The sequence below is a fragment of the Afipia sp. GAS231 genome (assembly GCF_900103365.1).
Taxonomy (GTDB): Bacteria; Pseudomonadota; Alphaproteobacteria; order Rhizobiales; family Xanthobacteraceae; genus Bradyrhizobium.
Genome location: NZ_LT629703.1, coordinates 4,182,180 through 4,199,709, shown reverse-complemented (window position 1 = coordinate 4,199,709; position 17,530 = coordinate 4,182,180). Strand labels below are relative to the sequence as shown.

General features: G+C 63.8%; 17 protein-coding genes. 11 read left to right on the top strand and 6 right to left on the bottom strand.

Features of this window, described 5'->3' with window-relative positions; genetic code table 11:
* The first annotated feature begins 48 nt into the window (after positions 1-48).
* From BLS26_RS19705 to BLS26_RS19690, 4 genes are all read left to right on the top strand, one after another.
* Positions 49-495, top strand: a complete 447-nt coding sequence (locus BLS26_RS19705; protein ID WP_092513849.1) for a DsrE family protein — start codon at positions 49-51, stop codon at positions 493-495.
* Positions 496-768: 273 nt separating this feature from the next.
* Positions 769-1,809, top strand: coding sequence for an MBL fold metallo-hydrolase (locus BLS26_RS19700; protein ID WP_092513847.1), 1,041 nt, complete (start codon positions 769-771; stop codon positions 1,807-1,809).
* 210 nt (positions 1,810-2,019) lie between these two features.
* The gene (locus BLS26_RS19695) at positions 2,020-2,277 is read left to right on the top strand and encodes a hypothetical protein (protein WP_092513845.1); all 258 of its coding nucleotides are present in this window, start codon (positions 2,020-2,022) and stop codon (positions 2,275-2,277) included.
* Positions 2,278-2,282: 5 nt separating this feature from the next.
* A complete protein-coding gene (locus BLS26_RS19690) occupies positions 2,283-2,564 on the top strand; it encodes a hypothetical protein (RefSeq protein WP_244541630.1) in 282 nt (93 codons plus the stop codon).
* Between the two features lie 40 nt (positions 2,565-2,604).
* Here BLS26_RS19690 and BLS26_RS19685 read toward each other — a convergent pair whose 3' ends face one another.
* Positions 2,605-2,859 (bottom strand): hypothetical protein, encoded by a 255-nt coding sequence (locus tag BLS26_RS19685; RefSeq protein WP_092513843.1) that lies wholly within the window; start codon positions 2,857-2,859, stop codon positions 2,605-2,607.
* 166 nt (positions 2,860-3,025) lie between these two features.
* On the opposite strand from BLS26_RS19685, the gene BLS26_RS36320 reads away from it, so the two are divergent.
* Positions 3,026-3,181, top strand: a complete 156-nt coding sequence (locus tag BLS26_RS36320; protein ID WP_092513841.1) for a hypothetical protein — start codon at positions 3,026-3,028, stop codon at positions 3,179-3,181.
* Between the two features lie 141 nt (positions 3,182-3,322).
* On the opposite strand, the gene BLS26_RS19675 is transcribed toward BLS26_RS36320, so the two are convergent.
* A complete protein-coding gene (locus BLS26_RS19675) occupies positions 3,323-4,573 on the bottom strand; it encodes a hypothetical protein (RefSeq protein WP_092513839.1) in 1,251 nt (416 codons plus the stop codon).
* A gap of 170 nt (positions 4,574-4,743) precedes the next feature.
* Here BLS26_RS19675 and BLS26_RS19670 point away from each other — a divergent pair, with 170 nt between their 5' ends.
* Entirely contained in the window at positions 4,744-5,952 is a 1,209-nt protein-coding gene (locus BLS26_RS19670) for an MFS transporter (protein WP_092513837.1), read from the top strand.
* 35 nt (positions 5,953-5,987) lie between these two features.
* Here BLS26_RS19670 and BLS26_RS19665 read toward each other — a convergent pair whose 3' ends face one another.
* Together BLS26_RS19665 and BLS26_RS19660 are read right to left on the bottom strand one after the other, a co-directional pair.
* Positions 5,988-6,962, bottom strand: coding sequence for a tripartite tricarboxylate transporter substrate binding protein (locus BLS26_RS19665; protein WP_092513835.1), 975 nt, complete (start codon positions 6,960-6,962; stop codon positions 5,988-5,990).
* Between the two features lie 42 nt (positions 6,963-7,004).
* On the bottom strand, positions 7,005-8,207 hold the full coding sequence (locus tag BLS26_RS19660; RefSeq protein WP_092513833.1) for an FAD-dependent monooxygenase: 1,203 nt from the start codon (positions 8,205-8,207) through the stop codon (positions 7,005-7,007).
* Between the two features lie 235 nt (positions 8,208-8,442).
* Here BLS26_RS19660 and BLS26_RS19655 point away from each other — a divergent pair, with 235 nt between their 5' ends.
* Positions 8,443-10,185, top strand: coding sequence for an amidohydrolase family protein (locus tag BLS26_RS19655; protein ID WP_092513832.1), 1,743 nt, complete (start codon positions 8,443-8,445; stop codon positions 10,183-10,185).
* Between the two features lie 107 nt (positions 10,186-10,292).
* Here BLS26_RS19655 and BLS26_RS19650 read toward each other — a convergent pair whose 3' ends face one another.
* Together BLS26_RS19650 and BLS26_RS19645 are read right to left on the bottom strand one after the other, a co-directional pair.
* Positions 10,293-10,952 (bottom strand): glutathione S-transferase family protein, encoded by a 660-nt coding sequence (locus tag BLS26_RS19650; RefSeq protein ID WP_092513830.1) that lies wholly within the window; start codon positions 10,950-10,952, stop codon positions 10,293-10,295.
* 4 nt (positions 10,953-10,956) lie between these two features.
* Positions 10,957-12,234, bottom strand: coding sequence for an MFS transporter (locus BLS26_RS19645; RefSeq protein WP_092513828.1), 1,278 nt, complete (start codon positions 12,232-12,234; stop codon positions 10,957-10,959).
* 259 nt (positions 12,235-12,493) lie between these two features.
* Between BLS26_RS19645 and BLS26_RS19640 the strand changes: the two genes are divergently transcribed.
* From BLS26_RS19640 to BLS26_RS19625, 4 genes are read left to right on the top strand one after another with little or no spacing between them, the layout of a single operon-like run.
* Entirely contained in the window at positions 12,494-13,249 is a 756-nt protein-coding gene (locus tag BLS26_RS19640) for a class I SAM-dependent methyltransferase (RefSeq protein WP_244541629.1), read from the top strand.
* A gap of 39 nt (positions 13,250-13,288) precedes the next feature.
* Positions 13,289-13,942: an ABC transporter ATP-binding protein gene (locus BLS26_RS19635; protein ID WP_092518276.1), complete on the top strand. Its 654-nt coding sequence runs from the start codon at positions 13,289-13,291 to the stop codon at positions 13,940-13,942.
* On the top strand, positions 13,939-16,401 hold the full coding sequence (locus tag BLS26_RS19630) for an ABC transporter permease (RefSeq protein WP_092513825.1): 2,463 nt from the start codon (positions 13,939-13,941) through the stop codon (positions 16,399-16,401). The genes BLS26_RS19635 and BLS26_RS19630 overlap by 4 nt, the downstream gene beginning before the upstream one ends.
* Positions 16,391-17,476: a lipocalin-like domain-containing protein gene (locus tag BLS26_RS19625; protein WP_092513823.1), complete on the top strand. Its 1,086-nt coding sequence runs from the start codon at positions 16,391-16,393 to the stop codon at positions 17,474-17,476. The genes BLS26_RS19630 and BLS26_RS19625 overlap by 11 nt, the downstream gene beginning before the upstream one ends.
* Positions 17,477-17,530 lie beyond the last annotated feature (54 nt).

The window sequence follows — 17,530 nt, the reverse complement described above, 5'->3', positions numbered from 1 at the left end:
CCTCGCAATGACGGGGAGAGATACTCATTTCATCTCGGAGAATACGTAATGTTCTACCGTTTCTTGACCGCCGCCCTGCTCTCGATCGCCTTCGCCTCGGGCGCGCTGGCCGCCGATACCAAGCCGCATCGCGTCACGATCCAGATCGACCAGAACGATCCGCAGGTGATGAATCTCGTGCTGAACAACGCCACCAACGTCATCGAGCACTACCGGGCCAAGAACGAGGACGTCGATATCGATGTCGTGGCCTACGGTCCCGGCCTGCACATGCTGCGATCGGACACCTCCCCGGTGCAGGACCGCATCAAGCGGCTGAAGGACATGGTGTTTCCCGGCAAGATCCAGTTCTCGGCCTGCAATAATACCAGGCAGGGCATGGAAAAGACCGAAGGCCACGAGATTCCCATGGTCCCCGACGCCACCATCGTGCCGTCGGGTGTGGTCCATTTGATGGAATTGCAGGAGCAGGACTGGAGCTACGTCCGGCCCTGAGGGCTCTGCCGGTCCAATCGGCGGCACACTCCGCTCGTCATGCCCCGGGCAGAAGCGCGAAGCGCGTCTTCGCGCTAGATGTCCCGGACATCCACGTCTTAGCTGCGTCGCAGCAAGAAAAGACGTGGATGGCCGGATCATAGGCGAGCGGAAGCGACGCCGTCCTTCGGACGGCTACGCCCGGCCATGACCGGACATGACGGGAGAAGGGATCGTTTGAGTACGCGGCCCTGATAGAATATCATGCTCCGGAATCAACATCCGGCAGTAGCCATGATCTTTCGTCAGCTCTTCGACAGCGTCTCGGGCACCTACAGCTACCTCTTGGCCAGCCGGCCCGGCGGCGAGGCGCTGATCCTTGATCCCGTGCTGGAAAAGGCCGATCGCTACTGCAAGCTGTTGCAGGAGCTCGATCTGCGGCTGGTGAAGGCGGTCGACACTCACCTGCATGCGGATCACGTCACCGGCCTCGGTGAACTCCGCGACCGCACCCAATGCATCACCATCATGGGCGAGCAGAGCAAGGCCGACGTGGTGTCGATGCGGGTCTCCGACGGCGACAAGGTGATGATCGAGGGGCTGAGCCTCGACGTCATGTACACGCCCGGCCACACCGACGATTCCTATAGTTATCTGATGGGCGACCGCGTCTTCACCGGCGATACGCTGTTGATCCGCGGCACCGGCCGCACCGATTTCCAGAACGGCAGCGCGCGATCGCAATATGATTCGATCTTCAACCGGCTGCTGAAACTGCCCGACGAGACCATGGTATTCCCCGCCCATGACTACAAGGGCGATACGGTTTCCACCATCGGCGAGGAGAAGCGCTACAATCCGCGCCTGCAGGTGCGCTCGATCGACGAATATGTCGAGTTGATGGGCAATCTCAATCTGCCGAATCCCAAATTGATGGACGTGGTGCTGCCGGCCAACATGCATGTCGGCCTGCATCAGGAGGACCTCGCCAAACAGGGACTGGCGCTGAGCGCACGCGACGCCATCGCGAGCCTGGGCCGGCCCGATATCCTGCTGGTCGATTTGCGCGAGAACAACGAGCGCGCCAAGCACGGCATGTTGCCGGGTGCGCTGCATGCACCCTACCCCGGAATCTGCGAAAGCCTGCGGCCGGGCGGCATGCTGCGCGAAGTCGCGGCCGCGACCGGACGCCGCGTGGTGTTCTTCTGCGCCTTCGGCGAGCGCTCGGCGATGGCCGTGGCTGCCGCCAAAAGCGCAGGGCTCGCCAACACCGCCCACATCGAGGGCGGCATCGATGCCTGGAAGAAGGCCGGCGGCCCGGTGGTGCACGGCTAGAGCGTTTAGCGCCGCTCCGATTCCATCGGAACAGGGCTATAGCCGGAACCGTGGCCGGCGCCCGACGGGGGCGCCGCCCTTCACCATGATGGCCAAATCCGCGCGATAACGCGGCTTTTGGAGCCTAAAATAACGCCCTAGACCCTGCGATCCGTGGTAACAGTCTCACAGATCGTTCGACGATATCGGTCGTGATTTCAGAGGTATAAGATGAACGATGAGCCCAAGAGTCCCGCCGAAATGAAGGAAATTCGGCTCCACCGCAAACGCAGCCAGGAAGTCGAAGGCATCAAGGCGATGGCCGAAATAGCGGCCGCCGACATTGCGATCCGGAAGCGGACCGAGCAGTTGCGTGCGCTGCGTCTGGCCAGGGAAGCCGCCGACCTCGCAAACCCGCCAGAGCCGAAGGTCAAGCCCAAGCGCGTGACCAAAGCCAAAGCCGCAAGCAAGACCGCGAAAAAAGGCTGAGCATCATGACCAAAGAGGATCGTGATCGCGCCCAGGCGCGCATGGACAAGCAAACGAGGGCCGCCCAGGACGCAAGATCCGGGAAGGCCGATCGCGACTCGGCCAACAAGGCCGTGCTCGACAACATGGCGAAGCTGAGGGCGTTGCGGCTGGCGCGCGAAGCCGCCGAGCCACCGCGCGTGGCCACGGCAAAGAAGGCGGCCCCGAAAAAGAAGAAAGCGGACGAACCGGCTCCGGCGCTGTCCGACTGGCTGGCGAGCCAGCAAAGCGGCGGCCGGCGCACGTAGAGCCTTACCGGTTCTGATTGCATCAGAACCGGGCTCTATTTCAGGCTGACGTTACGCCGGGGCCCGGCCAATCGATCATCGATCGCGTCTTGGTCTCGGCATCGTAAACCTGCACCTGCAGCATCTGGAACTTGTTCTTCAAGGCCATGCCCGCCTCTTCGGCGGCTTCGACCGTGTCGTGGTGCGACTTGAAATGGCCGTCCACCACCAGCGAGTAACCACTGACTGGCGCCTTGTCGGCCCGGATGATTTTACGCGACTGCGGTTCTTCCGCCTCGATGCGGGGCTTCTTCATGCTGGCTCCGTGAAAACGCCCTTGGGGCTCTAACGCCGCAAAAAGGGCAGGAAAATTACTCTGACCGGCGCTAGGATGAACATCAAAGTCGGCCAGATTGATGTCATGCCGTTACTCTGAATCGACCCGCAGGGCAAATGCCGATTGATGCGGCAAAAGGGATCAAATGGGCGGAATTGGCAAGAAAAGCGAACCTCCGAAGAAAACCGACGATAAACCGCCGAAGCCCCCGCGGATTCCGGTTGAGGACGATGATTACGAGGACGGCGACATCGCCACGCCGAAACGCGACCGCTCGGGCAATGACGACGAGCCGTTGTGAGTGACGGTTTGAATCACCTCTCCCCGCTTGCGGGTGGGGGAAGTCTCTCCGCGAACTCGAGCACCGATTATGCGGAAGCACCCCCACCCCAACCCTCCCCCGCAAGCGGGAGAGGGAGCGCGGCACCGTTGACGTCACGCTTCACCACCAAACCCCCTTACCCTCAATCACCCGAATAGTCCCGATATCCAGCAGATGCGCGCCAAAGCCGCCGCGCGCGAGCTTGATCGCGAAGGCCGGCGAGGCCAGCAGAATGCCTGTCGTGACAGCCAGCGGCACGGCGCTGATCCAGTCGAGGCCAACCGGCGTGAGTTCTTCGCTACTGCCGGCGTAAGGCCCGCTCGCCGCCGCGAGTTGTCCACATTCCCTGATGATGTCGAACCGCGTTCCGCCGCGCGAGGCGGATCCCAACAGCGCCTGCATCGCCAGATGCGTCAGCACACCCTCGCGGCTTTCCGGCAGCGGCGCCGGCGTCTCGCCGAGCGAAAGACCAAGCAACAGGCCGACGAGGTCGACGCCTGCGCGATAGGCATTCATCGGCTCGACCAGCCGCGGATTACAGTCGATCAATAGCGGCGTCGCATCGTCGTGCGGCATGATGTAGTCGACCGACAGCGCGCCGTGCCAGTCGAGCGCTTGCCCGATCGCTTCGACATAGCCGCGCAGCTGCGGCCGGCGCACGCTCTGCTTGATCGCCTCGCCGCCGCCGACGCCGGGCGCGACCTGACGGTAGCCATGAAAGCCGACCATCCGGCCGCGGCAAAACACCGACTGCGCTTTCTCGGTGGTGCCGGCAACGAGGTCCTGCACCAGTACCTCGTCGGTGAATGCATTGGTTGCCGCGAGATCGCGCAACGCGTCTTCGAGATCGTCGGCATGGCGCACGAACCAGATCCCGCGGCTGGCGGTGCCGACCGAGGTTTTGACGACCGCCGGAAAGCGGATGGCTTCGCGCAGCGCCTGCGCGGAAGCGACAATCCGCGTCGGCGGCTGCGGCAGCTTCAATTGATCGAGGAGCCGCGAAAACCCGGCCTTGCTGTGCGCGGTGCGGTAGCTTTCAAAACCCGGCAGCGCCAGACCGATACGGCCCTCCAGACGCTGTCTTACCCGCGCGAACAGAAATCCCTGCTCGTGCGTTGGGAGCAGCACATCGAAACGGCCGGTCTCGAGCAGCCGTTCGACAAAGGCAAGATAGCCGGCAGGATCCGTCCGCAGCCCCGGGCAACGGTGAAATTTGCGCACGAAGCGCGAGAACCGCGAAAGGCACCAGGCTGAGGGATCGCAGACCTCGACGTGATGGCCCGAGATTCCCAAAATCGAGATGGCTTCGCGGGCCGAGGTACTGGAACCCTCGGAGACGAGCACGCGGAGCGGTTTCACCGGATCAGGCATGCCGGATCATGGCCGCGCCGGGCCATTCTTGTCTCTGGTTTTAATGACGCATTTGGCGCATCCGGCACCGCGCCGGGGCAGCCATGCAGCGGCATTCATGGACAAATAACGTCCAGCCTATATTTTCAGCGCACCCTGCCGGGCCGCTAATCACGGGATTCTGAGCTGAAATGGTCGATATTCTCGCCGCACCGCAGCAGACAAAGACGGACAGTTCGCTGCGGACCCTGACGGCGATTTCGATCGCGCATTGGGTCAGCCATTTCCATTTGTTCGTGCTGCCGATGCTGTTTCCGTACCTGAAGGCGCAACTCGGCGTCGGCTATATCGAGCTCGGTTTCGCACTCACTGTATTTGGGGTTGTCTCGGGCCTGACGCAGGCCCCGATCGGTTACCTCGCCGACCATATCGGCGCCCGAAAAGTGCTGTTGATCGGCCTCACCGTCGGCGGCCTCGCGCTGATTCTGCTCGGCATGCATCTGAGCTACACGTCGCTGGTTCTCTGCGCCGCGCTGCTCGGGCTCGCCAACAGCGTCTATCACCCGGCGGACTACGCGATCCTGTCGGCGCATATGGACGTCAGGCGGATGGGCCGCGCGTTTTCGATCCACACCTTTGCAGGCTTCGTCGGCGGCGCCGTCGCGCCCGCCATCATGGCAGCCCTGGTGGCAACGGTCGGCGGCCTCGGCGCCCTGATCGTGGCAGGCGCGGTAGGTCCTGCGGTGGCGCTGCTGTTAATTGCCGTCGGACTTCCCGACGCCAGTTCGGCCGATCGCAGCAGCGATGGCGCTGCGGCGCCGAAGCAAAGTGTCATCACGCCCGCACTTATGGTGCTGACGATCTTTTTCATGCTGCTCGGCCTGTCGAATGCCGGCATCAACAATTTCGGCGTTGTCGCGCTGATGACCGGTTACGGCGTCACCTTCTCGGCCGCCAATATCGCCCTGACCGCGTTTCTCGGCGCAAGTGCTGCCGGCGTGCTGGCCGGCGGTTATCTGGCCGACCGCACCAGCCGCCACGGCAGCGTCGCCGCCGCCTGCTTCGGCATCAATGCCGTGATCATTACCATCATTGCAACGGTCAACCTGCCGTCAGTGGTGTTGACGGTCGCGATGGGACTAGCCGGGTTCCTCGGCGGCGTCATCGCACCTTCGCGCGACATGCTGGTCCGCAACGCCGCGCCTGCGGGTGCGGCCGGCCGCGCCTTCGGCATCGTCTCGACTGGCTTTAATTTCAGCGGCATCCTGAGCCCGCTGCTGTATGGCTGGATCATGGACCAGAGCATGCCGCACTGGGTGTTCGGTGCCTCGGTCGTATTCATGGTGCTGACCGTGCTGCTGGCCTTGGTCACCGATCGCAAGCCGACGGGCAAGACCTAGGGCGTATTTCCAAAACACTCGGCTTCCCGAACAAGCTATTCGATCTTGGCGATCCCGGCCTTGGTGATAACGTCCCGATATTTCACCACCTCGTCCGCCAGGAATGTCCTGGCTTTGTCGAGCCCGAGCCCGATCGGCACGGCGCCGATCTCTTCGAATCTGACCCGTACTGCGGGATCTCTGAGCGCTTCGTTCAGTGCGGCGTTCAATCGTTCCAGGATTTCCCTCGGCACGCCGGCGGGCGCACCCAGGCCGAACCAGCCGTCGAACGTATATTGCGGCAGGCCTGCCTGCGCCGTCGTCGGCGTATTCGGCAGCACCGGCAGTTGGGCATCGCCGGCGACAGCGAGAGGGACCGCTCCATCGGCTGCCAGCGGCCCGGACACGTTCGGATACCAGGCAAAGCCGAGTTGCACCGTGCCGGCGATCAAGTCCGGTCCGAATTGTGCGATGTTGCGATAGGGAACATGGGTCAGTTTCACGTCGGCGACCTGGGCAAAATATTCCCCGGCCAAATGCTGTGACGAGCCGATACCAACCGAACCGTAATTCAACGCGCCCGGCTCTTTCTTCGCGCGCTCAATCAGCTCCTTGATCGTAGTGACGCCAAGCTTCTTGCTCGCCGCAACCACGATGGTGAAGCTGGCGAACGGCGAAATCAGGACAAGTTCTTGCGGATCGTAACCAAGCTCCTTGTAGAGCGTCAGATTGGCGGCCAGCGGGCCCGAAGCCGCGCCGACCAGCGTATACCCGTCGGGAGTGGCCTTGGCCGCCATCGCAGTGCCGAGATTTCCGCCGGCGCCCGGCTTGTTTTCCACCACGATCGGCTGCCCGAGCAGGGTCGCCATCTTGTTGAAGAGAACGCGGCTGACCACGTCGCTGGCGCTGCCGCCGGCAAACGGCATGATCACCGTAATCGGCCGGGTGGGAAAGCTTTGCGCGTTGGCGGCATGGGAGACCAAGGTGGTCGCGATCGACAACGCAATCGCCCACGATTTACTGAACTTCATATTTCCACCTGAATCTGAATCGCGTCGATGCGCGGAATTCGGTCAGCCGCTCTTTTGCAATTCGAGTTCAGCGTCGTAACCGTAAAGCCGCTCCTGTTCCGGCGGAAACGTCGCCGTCTCGGGGATCCGGTTTGCACGCATGCGATCGTTGCGCGCCCTGATCGCCGCGACGTCGTTCATCTGATATAGTTCCTCCTCGCGCCGGGCGAGGCCTTGCATCCATGCGGTGCGCGGCTGCCGCAGCCTGACGAAGCGCGCGAGCGCATCGAGTGGCCGCCCCTCGGCTTCGGCGATGCAGCCGGCCAACACATAGGCGTCTTCGATACTTTGAGCGCCGCCCTGGGCGTAAAACGGCATCATCGGATGCGCGGCATCGCCCATGAGCACGACACGGCCAACCTGCCAGTCTGGCAGCGGTTCGCGGTCGTATAGAGCCTGGCGCAGGATTTTCGGCGTCTCCGCGATGATCGTTCGAATGGTCGAATGCCAGCCGTCATATTCGGCCAACGCATCCTCCGTCCTGCCCTCCGCCAGCCAGGATTCCTGCGCCGGCTGCGATGAGCGGCTGATCCCGATCCAGTTGAAGGTCTTGCCGGCGGAGACGTAGTACTGGACGATGCTGCGGTTCGGCCCCATCCAGACGCCGACGACACTGCCAAGATCGAGATGCGCGACGCGTTCGGCAGGAACCAGGCCGCGCCACGCCACGTTGCCGGTGTAGCGCGGCAGTTCCTTGCCGAACAATTGCGCACGCACGGTCGAGTGAATTCCATCGGCGCCGATCAGAATATCGCCTTGCGCCGTCGACCCGTCGGCGAATGTCAGCGAGACACCGCCTTGATCCTGATCGACGCGATCGAGGCGCGCGCCGTGCCGGAACCCGTGCTCGCCTAATCCGCTCAACAGCACGTCGAGCAGTTCGGCCCGGTGGGCGGCATAGTACGGTGAGCCAAAATGCGCCTCTGCCTTCTGCCCGAGCGGCGTGTAATAGAGCCGCTCAGCCGTATCCCAACCGCGATAGTCGCGGCCGTCCGGATAGGTCGCCACGCGCTTGAGCGCCTCACCAAGCCCAAGCTTGAGCAGGATACGCGCCGCATTTGAAGAGACCTGGAGGCCAGCGCCGACCTGTCCGAATGCAGCCGCCTGTTCGAACAGTTGGACCTCGATACCGCGTTGTCGTAGCGCCAACATCGCGGTGATGCCGCCGATACCGCCGCCGGCGATGAGAACTTTCAAACGAGCCATTGACGCGTCCTCCCGACGGCTTCTGAAGTTTTCTCTAAGATTTTCTTGGGCCGCATTGTGCCGTTTTTTCGTGGTCCGGCAATCGAAGCGTTATGCACCTCTGCCGCGACAGCGCCGACGGGCAGCCAAAGCACCCCAAAGCCCTCTAATGCATTCCAGAACCTCATCCCGGGCGGTTGACAGCCTGCCCGGACGTCCGATGATGCGGCAACAAACCGATTTGGGATGGAAAGCCATGACCTCGACCCCTGACCTCGTGATCCGCGGCGGCAATATTGCCGATGGCAAGGGCGGCGAAGTGTACGAGGCTGATGTCGCCATCGTGGGCGGCCGCATCACCGAAGTCGGCAAGGTCGCAGCCAAGGGCAAGGAAGAGATCGACGCCAGGGGCAAGCTGGTCACCCCCGGCTTCGTCGACGTTCACACCCATTACGACGGCCAGGTCGCCTGGAGCCAGGACATCACGCCGTCGTCGCAGAACGGCGTCACCACCGCCATCATGGGCAATTGCGGCGTCGGCTTCGCGCCATGCAAGCCGGCCGACCATGTCCGGCTGATCCAGTTGATGGAAGGCGTCGAGGATATTCCGGAGCCGGTGCTGAGCGCCGGCATTCCCTGGGCCTGGGAAAGTTTCCCCGATTACATGGAGTGGCTTTCCAAACGAAATTTCGACATCGACATCGGCGCGCAACTGCCGCACGCGGCGTTGCGCGTCTACGTGATGGGCGAGCGCGGCGCGCGCCGCGATCCGTCCACGCCCGAGGACAACAGAGCGATGGCGGCATTGGCGGCTGACGCAGTCCGCGCCGGCGCGCTCGGCTTCTCGACTTCGCGCACGCTCAATCACCGCACCTCGACCGGCGACTTCACGCCGACGCTGAAAGCCGGTGAAGATGAGTTGACCGCGATTGCGGCTGCGATGCATGCGCAGGGCCGCAGCGTGCTGCAGTTCGTGCTCGATCTCTCCACCATCAACGAAGATCTTCCGATGATGCTGCGGGTCGCCGAGAACACCAAAATCCCGGTAACGTTCTCGATCACGCAGAACGACAAGGAGCCGCAGCGCTGGCGCAAGACGTTCAACATCATCAGCGAGGCTTCCGCGCGAGGCCTGAACATCACGGCGCAGATTCCCGCCCGCCCGGTCGGGCTGATGCTCGGGCTGGAATTGTCGCGCAACCCGTTCCAGACCCATCCAAGCTACCAGGCGATCGCCCACCTGCCGCTGGCGGAGCGCTTGAAGCGCCTGCACCAGGCTGAAACGCGCAACGCGATTTTGAGCGAGCACGCCACCGCGACCGACGATCCGCTGTTCTTCCGGCCGAACTACGACAAGATGTATCTGCTCGGTAATCCGCCGGACTACGAACAGCCGACGGAAAATACGCTGGGCGCGCAGGCCCGCCGCCAGGGCCGGCAGCCGGAAGAACTCGCCTATGAAGCAATGCTGACCGACGAAGGCCGCGGCATGCTCTATGTGCCGTTCCTCAACTACTCCGAAGGCAATCTCGATGCGACCCGTGAGATGCTGCGCGATCCGCATTCGGTGCCGGGGCTGAGCGACGGCGGCGCGCATTGCGGCATCATCTGCGACGCCTCTTTCCCGACCTATCTCCTGACGCACTGGACCCGCGACCGCAGCCGCGGCGAAAAGCTGTCGATCCCGTTCGTGGTCGCTGCCCAGGCGCGCAAGACCGCGCTGTCGGTCGGCCTTTACGATCGCGGCGTGATCGCGCCGGGCTTCAAGGCCGACGTCAACGTGATCGACTACGACAAGCTGCACCTGCATCCGCCGAAAGTGCATTACGACCTGCCGGTCGGCGGCCGTCGGCTGCTGCAGCAGGTCGACGGCTACGACGCCACCATCGTCTCCGGCGTGGTGACGCAACGCGGCGGCAGCGCCACCGGCGCCCGTCCGGGCAAACTGGTGCGCGGCGCGCAAGGCAGCAACAGCGAGTTCGGCGCGGCGGCGGGTTAGGCGCAGCTCCACACATGTTGTCGTCCCCGCCTGGTGCGCAATTGCGCACGGGCGCGGGGACGACGAGGGAGTTGTTACTCCCCCTCACACGAACCTCGCCGGCGCCGCTACGCGGGCCGAAGCATCGAAGTCCGCAGGTCCGATCCCACCGGCATCATATCATAGGGCGGCTTCCAGCCCGGCAGCGCTGCGAGGCGCTCGCGCCAGGCGTGGAGCGCCGGATAATCCGCTGCGATATCGAAGCCGGTCTCTTCCTTGGGGTAGTACACGTACCCGGCCAGCGAAAAATCCACGATGCTCGGCCTGTCGCCGAGCATGAAGGCACGATCGGCGAGATGCTTGTCGGCGACCGCAAAGCTCGCCTCGGTACGCGCGCGCAGGAACGTCAGGATCGCCGGATGCACCGGCTCCGGCATGAACGACTTTTGAAACCGGTGCATGGCATGGTTGTTCGTGAACTTGTGGTTATCGAACATGATCCAGCGCAACGCCTCGTAGCGCTGGTCGGCGCCGGGCGCGAAGTGACCGGTGGTTTCCGCGAGCCAGATCAGGATCGCGCCCGACTGCGACATCAACTGCCCGTCGACTTCGAGCACGGGCACCTCGCCCATCGCGTTCATGGCGGCGCGCCAGCCGGGATCGCGGGTCTGGCCGCCGGCAAAGTCGACGCCGACCGGCTCCCAGTCGAGGCCGGCGCAGTTCATGTAAAGCGCCAGCTTGTAGGAATTGCCGGACGCGCCGATGCAATGCAGTCTGTACCGGGCCATTACCTCACGCGAATTTCGCCTGAGCCTCTTCCTGCCCTGCAGCCAGCCTGGCGCGCTCGGTGTTGGGCCACAGCAGCGCCAAGCCGAGCAGTCCCGACACCACCAGCACCACGGCATTGATGGTGAAGCCGGTCATGTAGCCGTCGAGCGGTGCTGCCGCGTTCTGGATCACGGCGCCCATCACATAAGGTGCGAGGATTCCGGCGAGCGTGTAGAGCGCGCCATAGATCGAAATGATGGCGCCGCGCTGCGACACCGGCGTGAACTCACCGAGCATCGGCGCGCAGACCACGTAGATCGATCCGCACAACCCTGATCCGACCACCAAGAGGGCAATCATCAATCCGCCGGGCGCCACGTGAGGCAGCACGGCGAGAATTAGGCCGCCGACGATCAGCGGCACCGAACCGAGCACGCCGCGGGCGCCGCGGGTGGTGAAGCCCCGCGTCAGCATCACCTGCGATATCCAGCCGGTGAGCAGCACGATCACGGCGCCGAACACCCATGGCAGGATCGAGATGAAGCCGGCTTGCTGCTGCGAGAAGCCGAGTCCCTTGACGATGAAGGGCGTAAACCAGGTCAGCCCCAGCGACAGCGCCCAATAGGCGCCGAAGGTGGCGGCGACGCAGCCGATGAAGGTTCGCGAGGTCAACAACTGGAAATAGGGAATGCGCGACTCATTAGCAGCCATCGCCGCGGTCTGCACCAGCGGGCCCTCCTTGCCGAGGATCGCCCACGCCACCACCCACATCAAACCGACGACACCGAGCACGCCGAAGGCGTAATGCCAGCTATAATTGATGATCACCCAGTTCAGCGCGGGTACCGCGAGAATCACCCCGAACGCCGAGCCCTGCGACAGGATCGCAATCGGCAGGGTTCGCTTCTCATCCGGAAACCACTTGAAGATGGCATGCGCCGCGACCGACCCCGCGGGGCCCTCGCCGGCGCCGAGGATGACGCGGCAGACCAGAAGCGTGGTGAAGCCGATCGTGCCGACCATCGGAAACTGTGCCAGCGACCAGATCACCGCCATCGCCAGCAGCACCCAACGGGTGTCGATGCGATTGACGATGAAGCCTACAATGATGGCCGCTATCGAGAACAGCAAGAAGAACGAGGAGCCGAGCAGACCGAAGGACTCCGGCTCGAGCTTCAGTTCGGTCATGATCGGCACACCGGCAAGACCGACCACGATCTTGTCGGCGAAGTTCACCAGCATGAACAAGAACAGCAGGAACGTGATTTTCCAGGCGCCTTTGGGCGTCGGTTGCGTGGTCATGGCTTCTCCCCGTGATATCTTTGTATCTTTGCTGCTTTATCGTGTCCGGTCGAGCCGGACTTGCCCGATGCTAGCCATGGCTTTCCCGGCAACGCAACCGCGGATTTTGGCTGGGCCAGCGTGCACTGCAACTGCAAGCCGCCCCCTGACGTTGTCCGGATCGGTCCGTCAACCGGATCACGATCGCGTCGCAGCCGGATTGAGGTCGTGATCTGATACCGCTGCCCTGATATGTTGCCGGAAACAAAAGGAAATGCTCATGTCCGGAACGGTCTATCGGCGTACTTTGCTCATCGGCGCGCTTGTCTCGCTGGCGATATCAGCCCCATCAGGCGCTTGGGCGCAAACACCTGATTATGAGGCCATCGTCGCCTCCCCCGACCGGACCGATGCCGATCGCCAGGCCGACCAGCGCCGCCAGCCGGCCAAGATGCTGGCCTTCGCCGGCGTCCAGACCGGGATGAAGGTTCTGGATATGGAGGCCAGCGCCGGCTACAGCACCGAGCTGCTGGCCCGCACCGTCGGCCCAACAGGCACCGTCTACGCCCAGGATTCCGCCGCCGTGATCGAGCGCTTCGTCAAGGACAAGTTCGACATCCGCGCCCAGAAGCCCGCAATGAAGAACGTCGTCCATGTCGTAAGAAACTTCGACGATCCGATCCCGCCGGATGTTTCCAACCTCGACCTGATCACGTTCTTCTTCGCCTATCACGACATCACCTACATGGAGGTCGATCGCGGCGCCATGAACAAGAAGATGTTCGCGGCGCTGAAACCCGGCGGCTTTCTCATCATCGCCGACCACTCGGCCAAGCCGGGCGACGGCGTCAACGTCGCCAAGACGCTGCACCGGATCGAGGAGACGACGCTCAAGCAGGAGATCGAGGCCGCCGGTTTCAAGCTGGTCGCCGAAGCTGATTTCCTGCGCCATCCCGAGGATCCCCGGGACGCGAAAGTGTTCCAGCCGACGGTGCCGAACGACGAGTTCGTGCTGAAATACCAGAAGCCGTTATGAGGCGCGGCCATCGTGGCCATCCCCAACGGCAATCCCGTCGTGCTTGATGTCACCGGCCTGACCAAGAGTTACCGCGCCGCCGGCGAAGAAATCGCCGTGCTGCGCGGGGTGAATCTGACGGTCCGCGCCGGCGAGAGCGTGGCGCTGACAGGCGAGTCCGGCAGCGGCAAGAGTACGCTGCTGCATTTGATCGCCGGCCTCGATGCCGCCGACGGCGGTGCGATCAGGCTGGACGACGCCTTGGTGTCCGAGCTCAGCGATGCCGGCCGGGCCGAATTGCGGCGCGACCGGCTCGGCCTGGTGTTTCAGCAGTTCAACCTGATCCCGAGTCTTTCGGTGGAAGACAATCTCGTGTTCCAGTCGCGCATCGCCGGCCGTCACGATCCCGACTGGCATCGCGAACTGGTGGAACGGCTGGGACTGGCGAATCTTCTCAAGCGCTATCCCGAGCAACTATCCGGCGGCCAGCAACAGCGCGTTGCGATCGGCCGCGCGCTGGCGACAAAGCCGTTGCTGCTGCTGGCGGACGAGCCGACCGGCAATCTCGACGAGGCCACCGCCGACGAAGTGCTGGCGCTGGCGCGCGATCTGGTGGCGCGTTCGGGCTGCGGCTTCCTGATGGTGACCCACAGCGCGCGGCTCGCCGCCACGCTCGACCGCCAGGTCAACCTTCATGCCGGGGTAATCGCATGAGGCGCGCGCTGTGGACGCTGGCCGTATTGCTGAGCCACTGGCGGCGGCATCCGATGCAGCTCGCGACGCTCCTGATCGGATTGATTTCGGCGACCGCGCTGTGGAGCGGCGTGCAGGCGCTCAACCAGCAGGCGCGCAATTCCTACGATCGCGCAGCCGCCACCTTCGGCGGCACCCGCACCGCCATGCTGGTCGCCAGGTCAGGCGCGACTTTCCCGCAACAACTCTTTGTCGACCTGCGCCGCGCCGGCTGGCCGGTATCGCCGGTGCTCGAAGGCCGCATCCAGATCGACGGCCGCTCGCTCCGCCTGCTCGGCATCGAGCCGGTGACGTTACCGGCGGAAGTCGGCAGCGCGCCCGCCATCGGCAGGACCGACCTGCAATCCTTCATGACGCCGCCTGGAGAAATGCTGGTGGCGCCGGAGACGCTCTCCGATCTCAAGCTCGCCGAGGGCACGCGACATCAGGCCAATGGCGGCGCGCTGCTGCCACCGCTGCGCGTGCAGCCGCAATTGGTGCCCGGCGTGCTGGTGGTCGACATCGGCGTCGCACAAGCTCTTTTGAAAATGCCGGACCAACTGTCGCGCCTGCTGATCGGTAAGTCCGCGGGCAAGCGTGCGCCGCTGGAAAGCATCGCGGGCGACAAGCTCCGCCTGATCGAACCCAGCGCGGAGAGCGATCTCGAACGCCTCACCGACAGTTTTCATCTGAATCTTACGGCATTCGGGCTGCTGTCGTTCTTTGTCGGACTCTTCATCGTCAATTCGGCTGTTGGCCTCGCCTTCGAGCAGCGCCTGACGATGCTGCGCACCTTGCGCGCCTGCGGCGTCTCGGCGCGGATGCTGAACGCGGTGCTGGTCGGTGAACTGGTGTCGCTGGCGCTGGTCGCGGGATTGATCGGGCTGGTGTGCGGCTATTTCATTGCGGCCTCGCTGTTGCCCGACGTCGCCGCCTCCTTGCGCGGGCTCTATGGCGCGCAAATTCCGGGACAACTGACGCTCAAACCGGAATGGTGGATCGCCGGCATCGCCATCAGCATCTTGGGTGCGCTGGCCGCCGCAGCCGCCAGCCTCGCCAAGGCACTGCGGCTGCCGCTACTCGCCACCGCGCAACCCCAGGCCTGGCAACAGGCGCAGCGCCGCTGGCTGGTGTTTCAAAGCATCGCGGCATTGGCCGTGTTCGCGACCGCCGGCGGCCTGCTGTGGTTCGGCGATTCCCTCATCGCCGGCTTTGCCGTGCTCGCCGCCCTGATGCTGGGCGCGGCGCTGATCCTGCCGATGTTTCTCGAAGCCGCGCTTTCGCTCGGTCAGCGCTACGCCAAAGGTCCGCTTAGCATCTGGTTCTGGGCCGACAGCCGCCAGCAACTGTCGGGATTGTCGCTGGCGCTGATGGCGCTGCTGCTGGCGCTCGCGGTCAATGTCGGCGTCGCCACCATGGTCGAGAGCTTCAGCCGAACCTTCCTGGTCTGGCTCGACGGGCGGCTGGCGGCGGATGTCTATGTCAGCGCGGCCAGCGATCAACAGGCGACCGAAATCAAGGCGTGGCTGCGCGAGCGCCCCGAGGTCGAGGCCATCCTGCCCGGCGGCCGCGCCGATACCCAGCTCGCGGGCGCGCCGATCGAGGTGCTGGGCCTGCCCGATCATCCGACCTACCGGGACAACTGGCCGTTGTTGCAATCGGTCGACAAGGCCTGGATCAGGCTGCGGCCCGGCGATACCTGCCTCGTCAGCGAACAGTTGTCGCGCCGTCTCCATATCGGCCTCGGCGATCGCATCGACGTGCCTGCGCCTGGTGGCAACTGGCCGCTCGAAGTGGTCGGCATCTACGCGGATTACGGCAATCCGAAAGGCCAGGTCGCGGTCAATTTTGCAGCATTGACGCGGCACTTTCCGGAAATCCCGCTGACGCGAATGGGCTTGCGCGTCGCACCGCCAAAGATTCCGCCGCTGATCGCAGCGCTGCAGGAAAAATTCGGCCTCGATGACCGCAACGTCGCCGATCAGGCGACCATGAAGGCGGAATCGAAGCGGATCTTCAGCCGCACTTTTTCCGTCACCGCCGCATTGAATGCCTTCACGCTCGGCGTCGCCGGCATCGCGCTGCTCACCAGCCTGTTGACGCTCGCCAATTCGCGGCTGCCACAACTGGCGCCGCTATGGGCCATCGGCATCACCCGACGAAAATTGGCCGTCATCGAACTTCTGAAGACGATGTCGGTGGCGCTGATCACCACGCTGCTGGCGCTGCCGCTCGGTTTGCTGGTGGCGTGGTGCCTGCTGGCGATCGTCAACGTCAAAGCGTTCGGCTGGCGGCTGCCGTTCCAGGTGTTTCCGCTGCAATTGCTGGGGCTCGTCGTCGTCGCGATGGCGGCGGCGCTGGCCGCATCGGCTTTGCCGGTGATACGATTGGCGCGGATGCAGCCGGCGAACCTGATCCGGATCTTTGCCAATGAGCGGTAGCGGCACCATCACCCGCCGCAGCCTGATCGCCGGCGCGCTGCTCTCAGGCCTCGGCAGTAAGGCGTTGGCGCAAGGCTTTGCCGGGCTCGGCGAAAGCACAGGCGGATTTGGAGCTGTCGTCCCCGGCAAAACGTTTTCGTTTCCCGGAGATCACGGCCCGCATCCGAAGTTTCGCATCGAGTGGTGGTACGTGACCGCCAATCTCGTCGACAGCGGTGGCACCGCCTACGGCGCGCAGTGGACGCTGTTTCGCCAGGCAGTCGCAGCCGGCGGACCGCCGGAAGGATGGGCTAACCAGCAAATCTGGATGGGGCACGCCGCGGTCACCCGCGCCGATACGCATCGTTATGCGCAGACTTTCGCGCGCGGCGGTGTCGGCCAGGCCGGGGTTGAGACCACTCCGTTTCATGCCTGGATCGATGCCTGGGAGATGCGCGGGCGCGATGCGACGGATGACAACACTATCGCGCCTCTCGACCTCAGCGCCGCGGGCACCGATTTCAGCTACACGCTGCGCCTCGATGCGGAGCGTCCGCTGGTGCTGCAAGGCGACGGCGGCTACAGCCGCAAATCCCTGCGCGAGCAGGCCTCGTACTATTACAGCCAGCCGTACTATCAGGTGAAGGGCAGCATCGTCATCGACGACAAGCCTGCCGAAGTCACAGGACAAGCCTGGCTCGACCGCGAGTGGAGCAGCCAGCCGCTGGCGCCGGACCAGTCCGGATGGGACTGGCTGTCGCTGCATCTTGCCGGCGGCGACAAGCTGATGCTGTACCGGATGCGCCAGACCGACGGCCAGCATTACGGCTCGGGCAAATGGTTCGCGCGCGACGGCAGCACGACGCTGCTCGCCACATCGGACATCACCATGACGCCGCAGATCTTCACCGAGATCGAGGGACGAAGGATCCCGACTGCGTGGCGCATCACCATTCCCCGACTTGCGTTTGCGATCGACTGCGCGCCACTCAATCCACGGAGCTGGATGGGCACCAGCTTTCCCTATTGGGAAGGCCCGATCAGCTTCGGCGGCAGCCATACCGGACTGGGATATCTGGAGATGACCGGATACTAGCGCGTAGTTCTGATTGCATCAGAACCACGCTCTACCTTTGTTTTGACGCGTCTT

What these genes read in the sequence shown, in the direction of transcription:
- BLS26_RS19670 (WP_092513837.1), top strand. Translation starts at nt 4,744, where the DNA reads ATGGTCGATATTCTCGCCGCACCGCAGCAGACAAAGACGGACAGTTCG.
- BLS26_RS19625 (WP_092513823.1), top strand. Translation starts at nt 16,391, where the DNA reads ATGAGCGGTAGCGGCACCATCACCCGCCGCAGCCTGATCGCCGGCGCG.
- BLS26_RS19705 (WP_092513849.1), top strand. Translation starts at nt 49, where the DNA reads ATGTTCTACCGTTTCTTGACCGCCGCCCTGCTCTCGATCGCCTTCGCC.
- BLS26_RS19640 (WP_244541629.1), top strand. Translation starts at nt 12,494, where the DNA reads ATGTCCGGAACGGTCTATCGGCGTACTTTGCTCATCGGCGCGCTTGTC.
- BLS26_RS19650 (WP_092513830.1), bottom strand. Translation starts at nt 10,952, where the DNA reads ATGGCCCGGTACAGACTGCATTGCATCGGCGCGTCCGGCAATTCCTAC.
- BLS26_RS19660 (WP_092513833.1), bottom strand. Translation starts at nt 8,207, where the DNA reads ATGGCTCGTTTGAAAGTTCTCATCGCCGGCGGCGGTATCGGCGGCATC.
- BLS26_RS19655 (WP_092513832.1), top strand. Translation starts at nt 8,443, where the DNA reads ATGACCTCGACCCCTGACCTCGTGATCCGCGGCGGCAATATTGCCGAT.
- BLS26_RS19630 (WP_092513825.1), top strand. Translation starts at nt 13,939, where the DNA reads ATGAGGCGCGCGCTGTGGACGCTGGCCGTATTGCTGAGCCACTGGCGG.
- BLS26_RS19665 (WP_092513835.1), bottom strand. Translation starts at nt 6,962, where the DNA reads ATGAAGTTCAGTAAATCGTGGGCGATTGCGTTGTCGATCGCGACCACC.
- BLS26_RS36320 (WP_092513841.1), top strand. Translation starts at nt 3,026, where the DNA reads ATGGGCGGAATTGGCAAGAAAAGCGAACCTCCGAAGAAAACCGACGAT.
- BLS26_RS19700 (WP_092513847.1), top strand. Translation starts at nt 769, where the DNA reads ATGATCTTTCGTCAGCTCTTCGACAGCGTCTCGGGCACCTACAGCTAC.
- BLS26_RS19695 (WP_092513845.1), top strand. Translation starts at nt 2,020, where the DNA reads ATGAACGATGAGCCCAAGAGTCCCGCCGAAATGAAGGAAATTCGGCTC.
- BLS26_RS19675 (WP_092513839.1), bottom strand. Translation starts at nt 4,573, where the DNA reads ATGCCTGATCCGGTGAAACCGCTCCGCGTGCTCGTCTCCGAGGGTTCC.
- BLS26_RS19645 (WP_092513828.1), bottom strand. Translation starts at nt 12,234, where the DNA reads ATGACCACGCAACCGACGCCCAAAGGCGCCTGGAAAATCACGTTCCTG.
- BLS26_RS19685 (WP_092513843.1), bottom strand. Translation starts at nt 2,859, where the DNA reads ATGAAGAAGCCCCGCATCGAGGCGGAAGAACCGCAGTCGCGTAAAATC.
- BLS26_RS19690 (WP_244541630.1), top strand. Translation starts at nt 2,283, where the DNA reads ATGACCAAAGAGGATCGTGATCGCGCCCAGGCGCGCATGGACAAGCAA.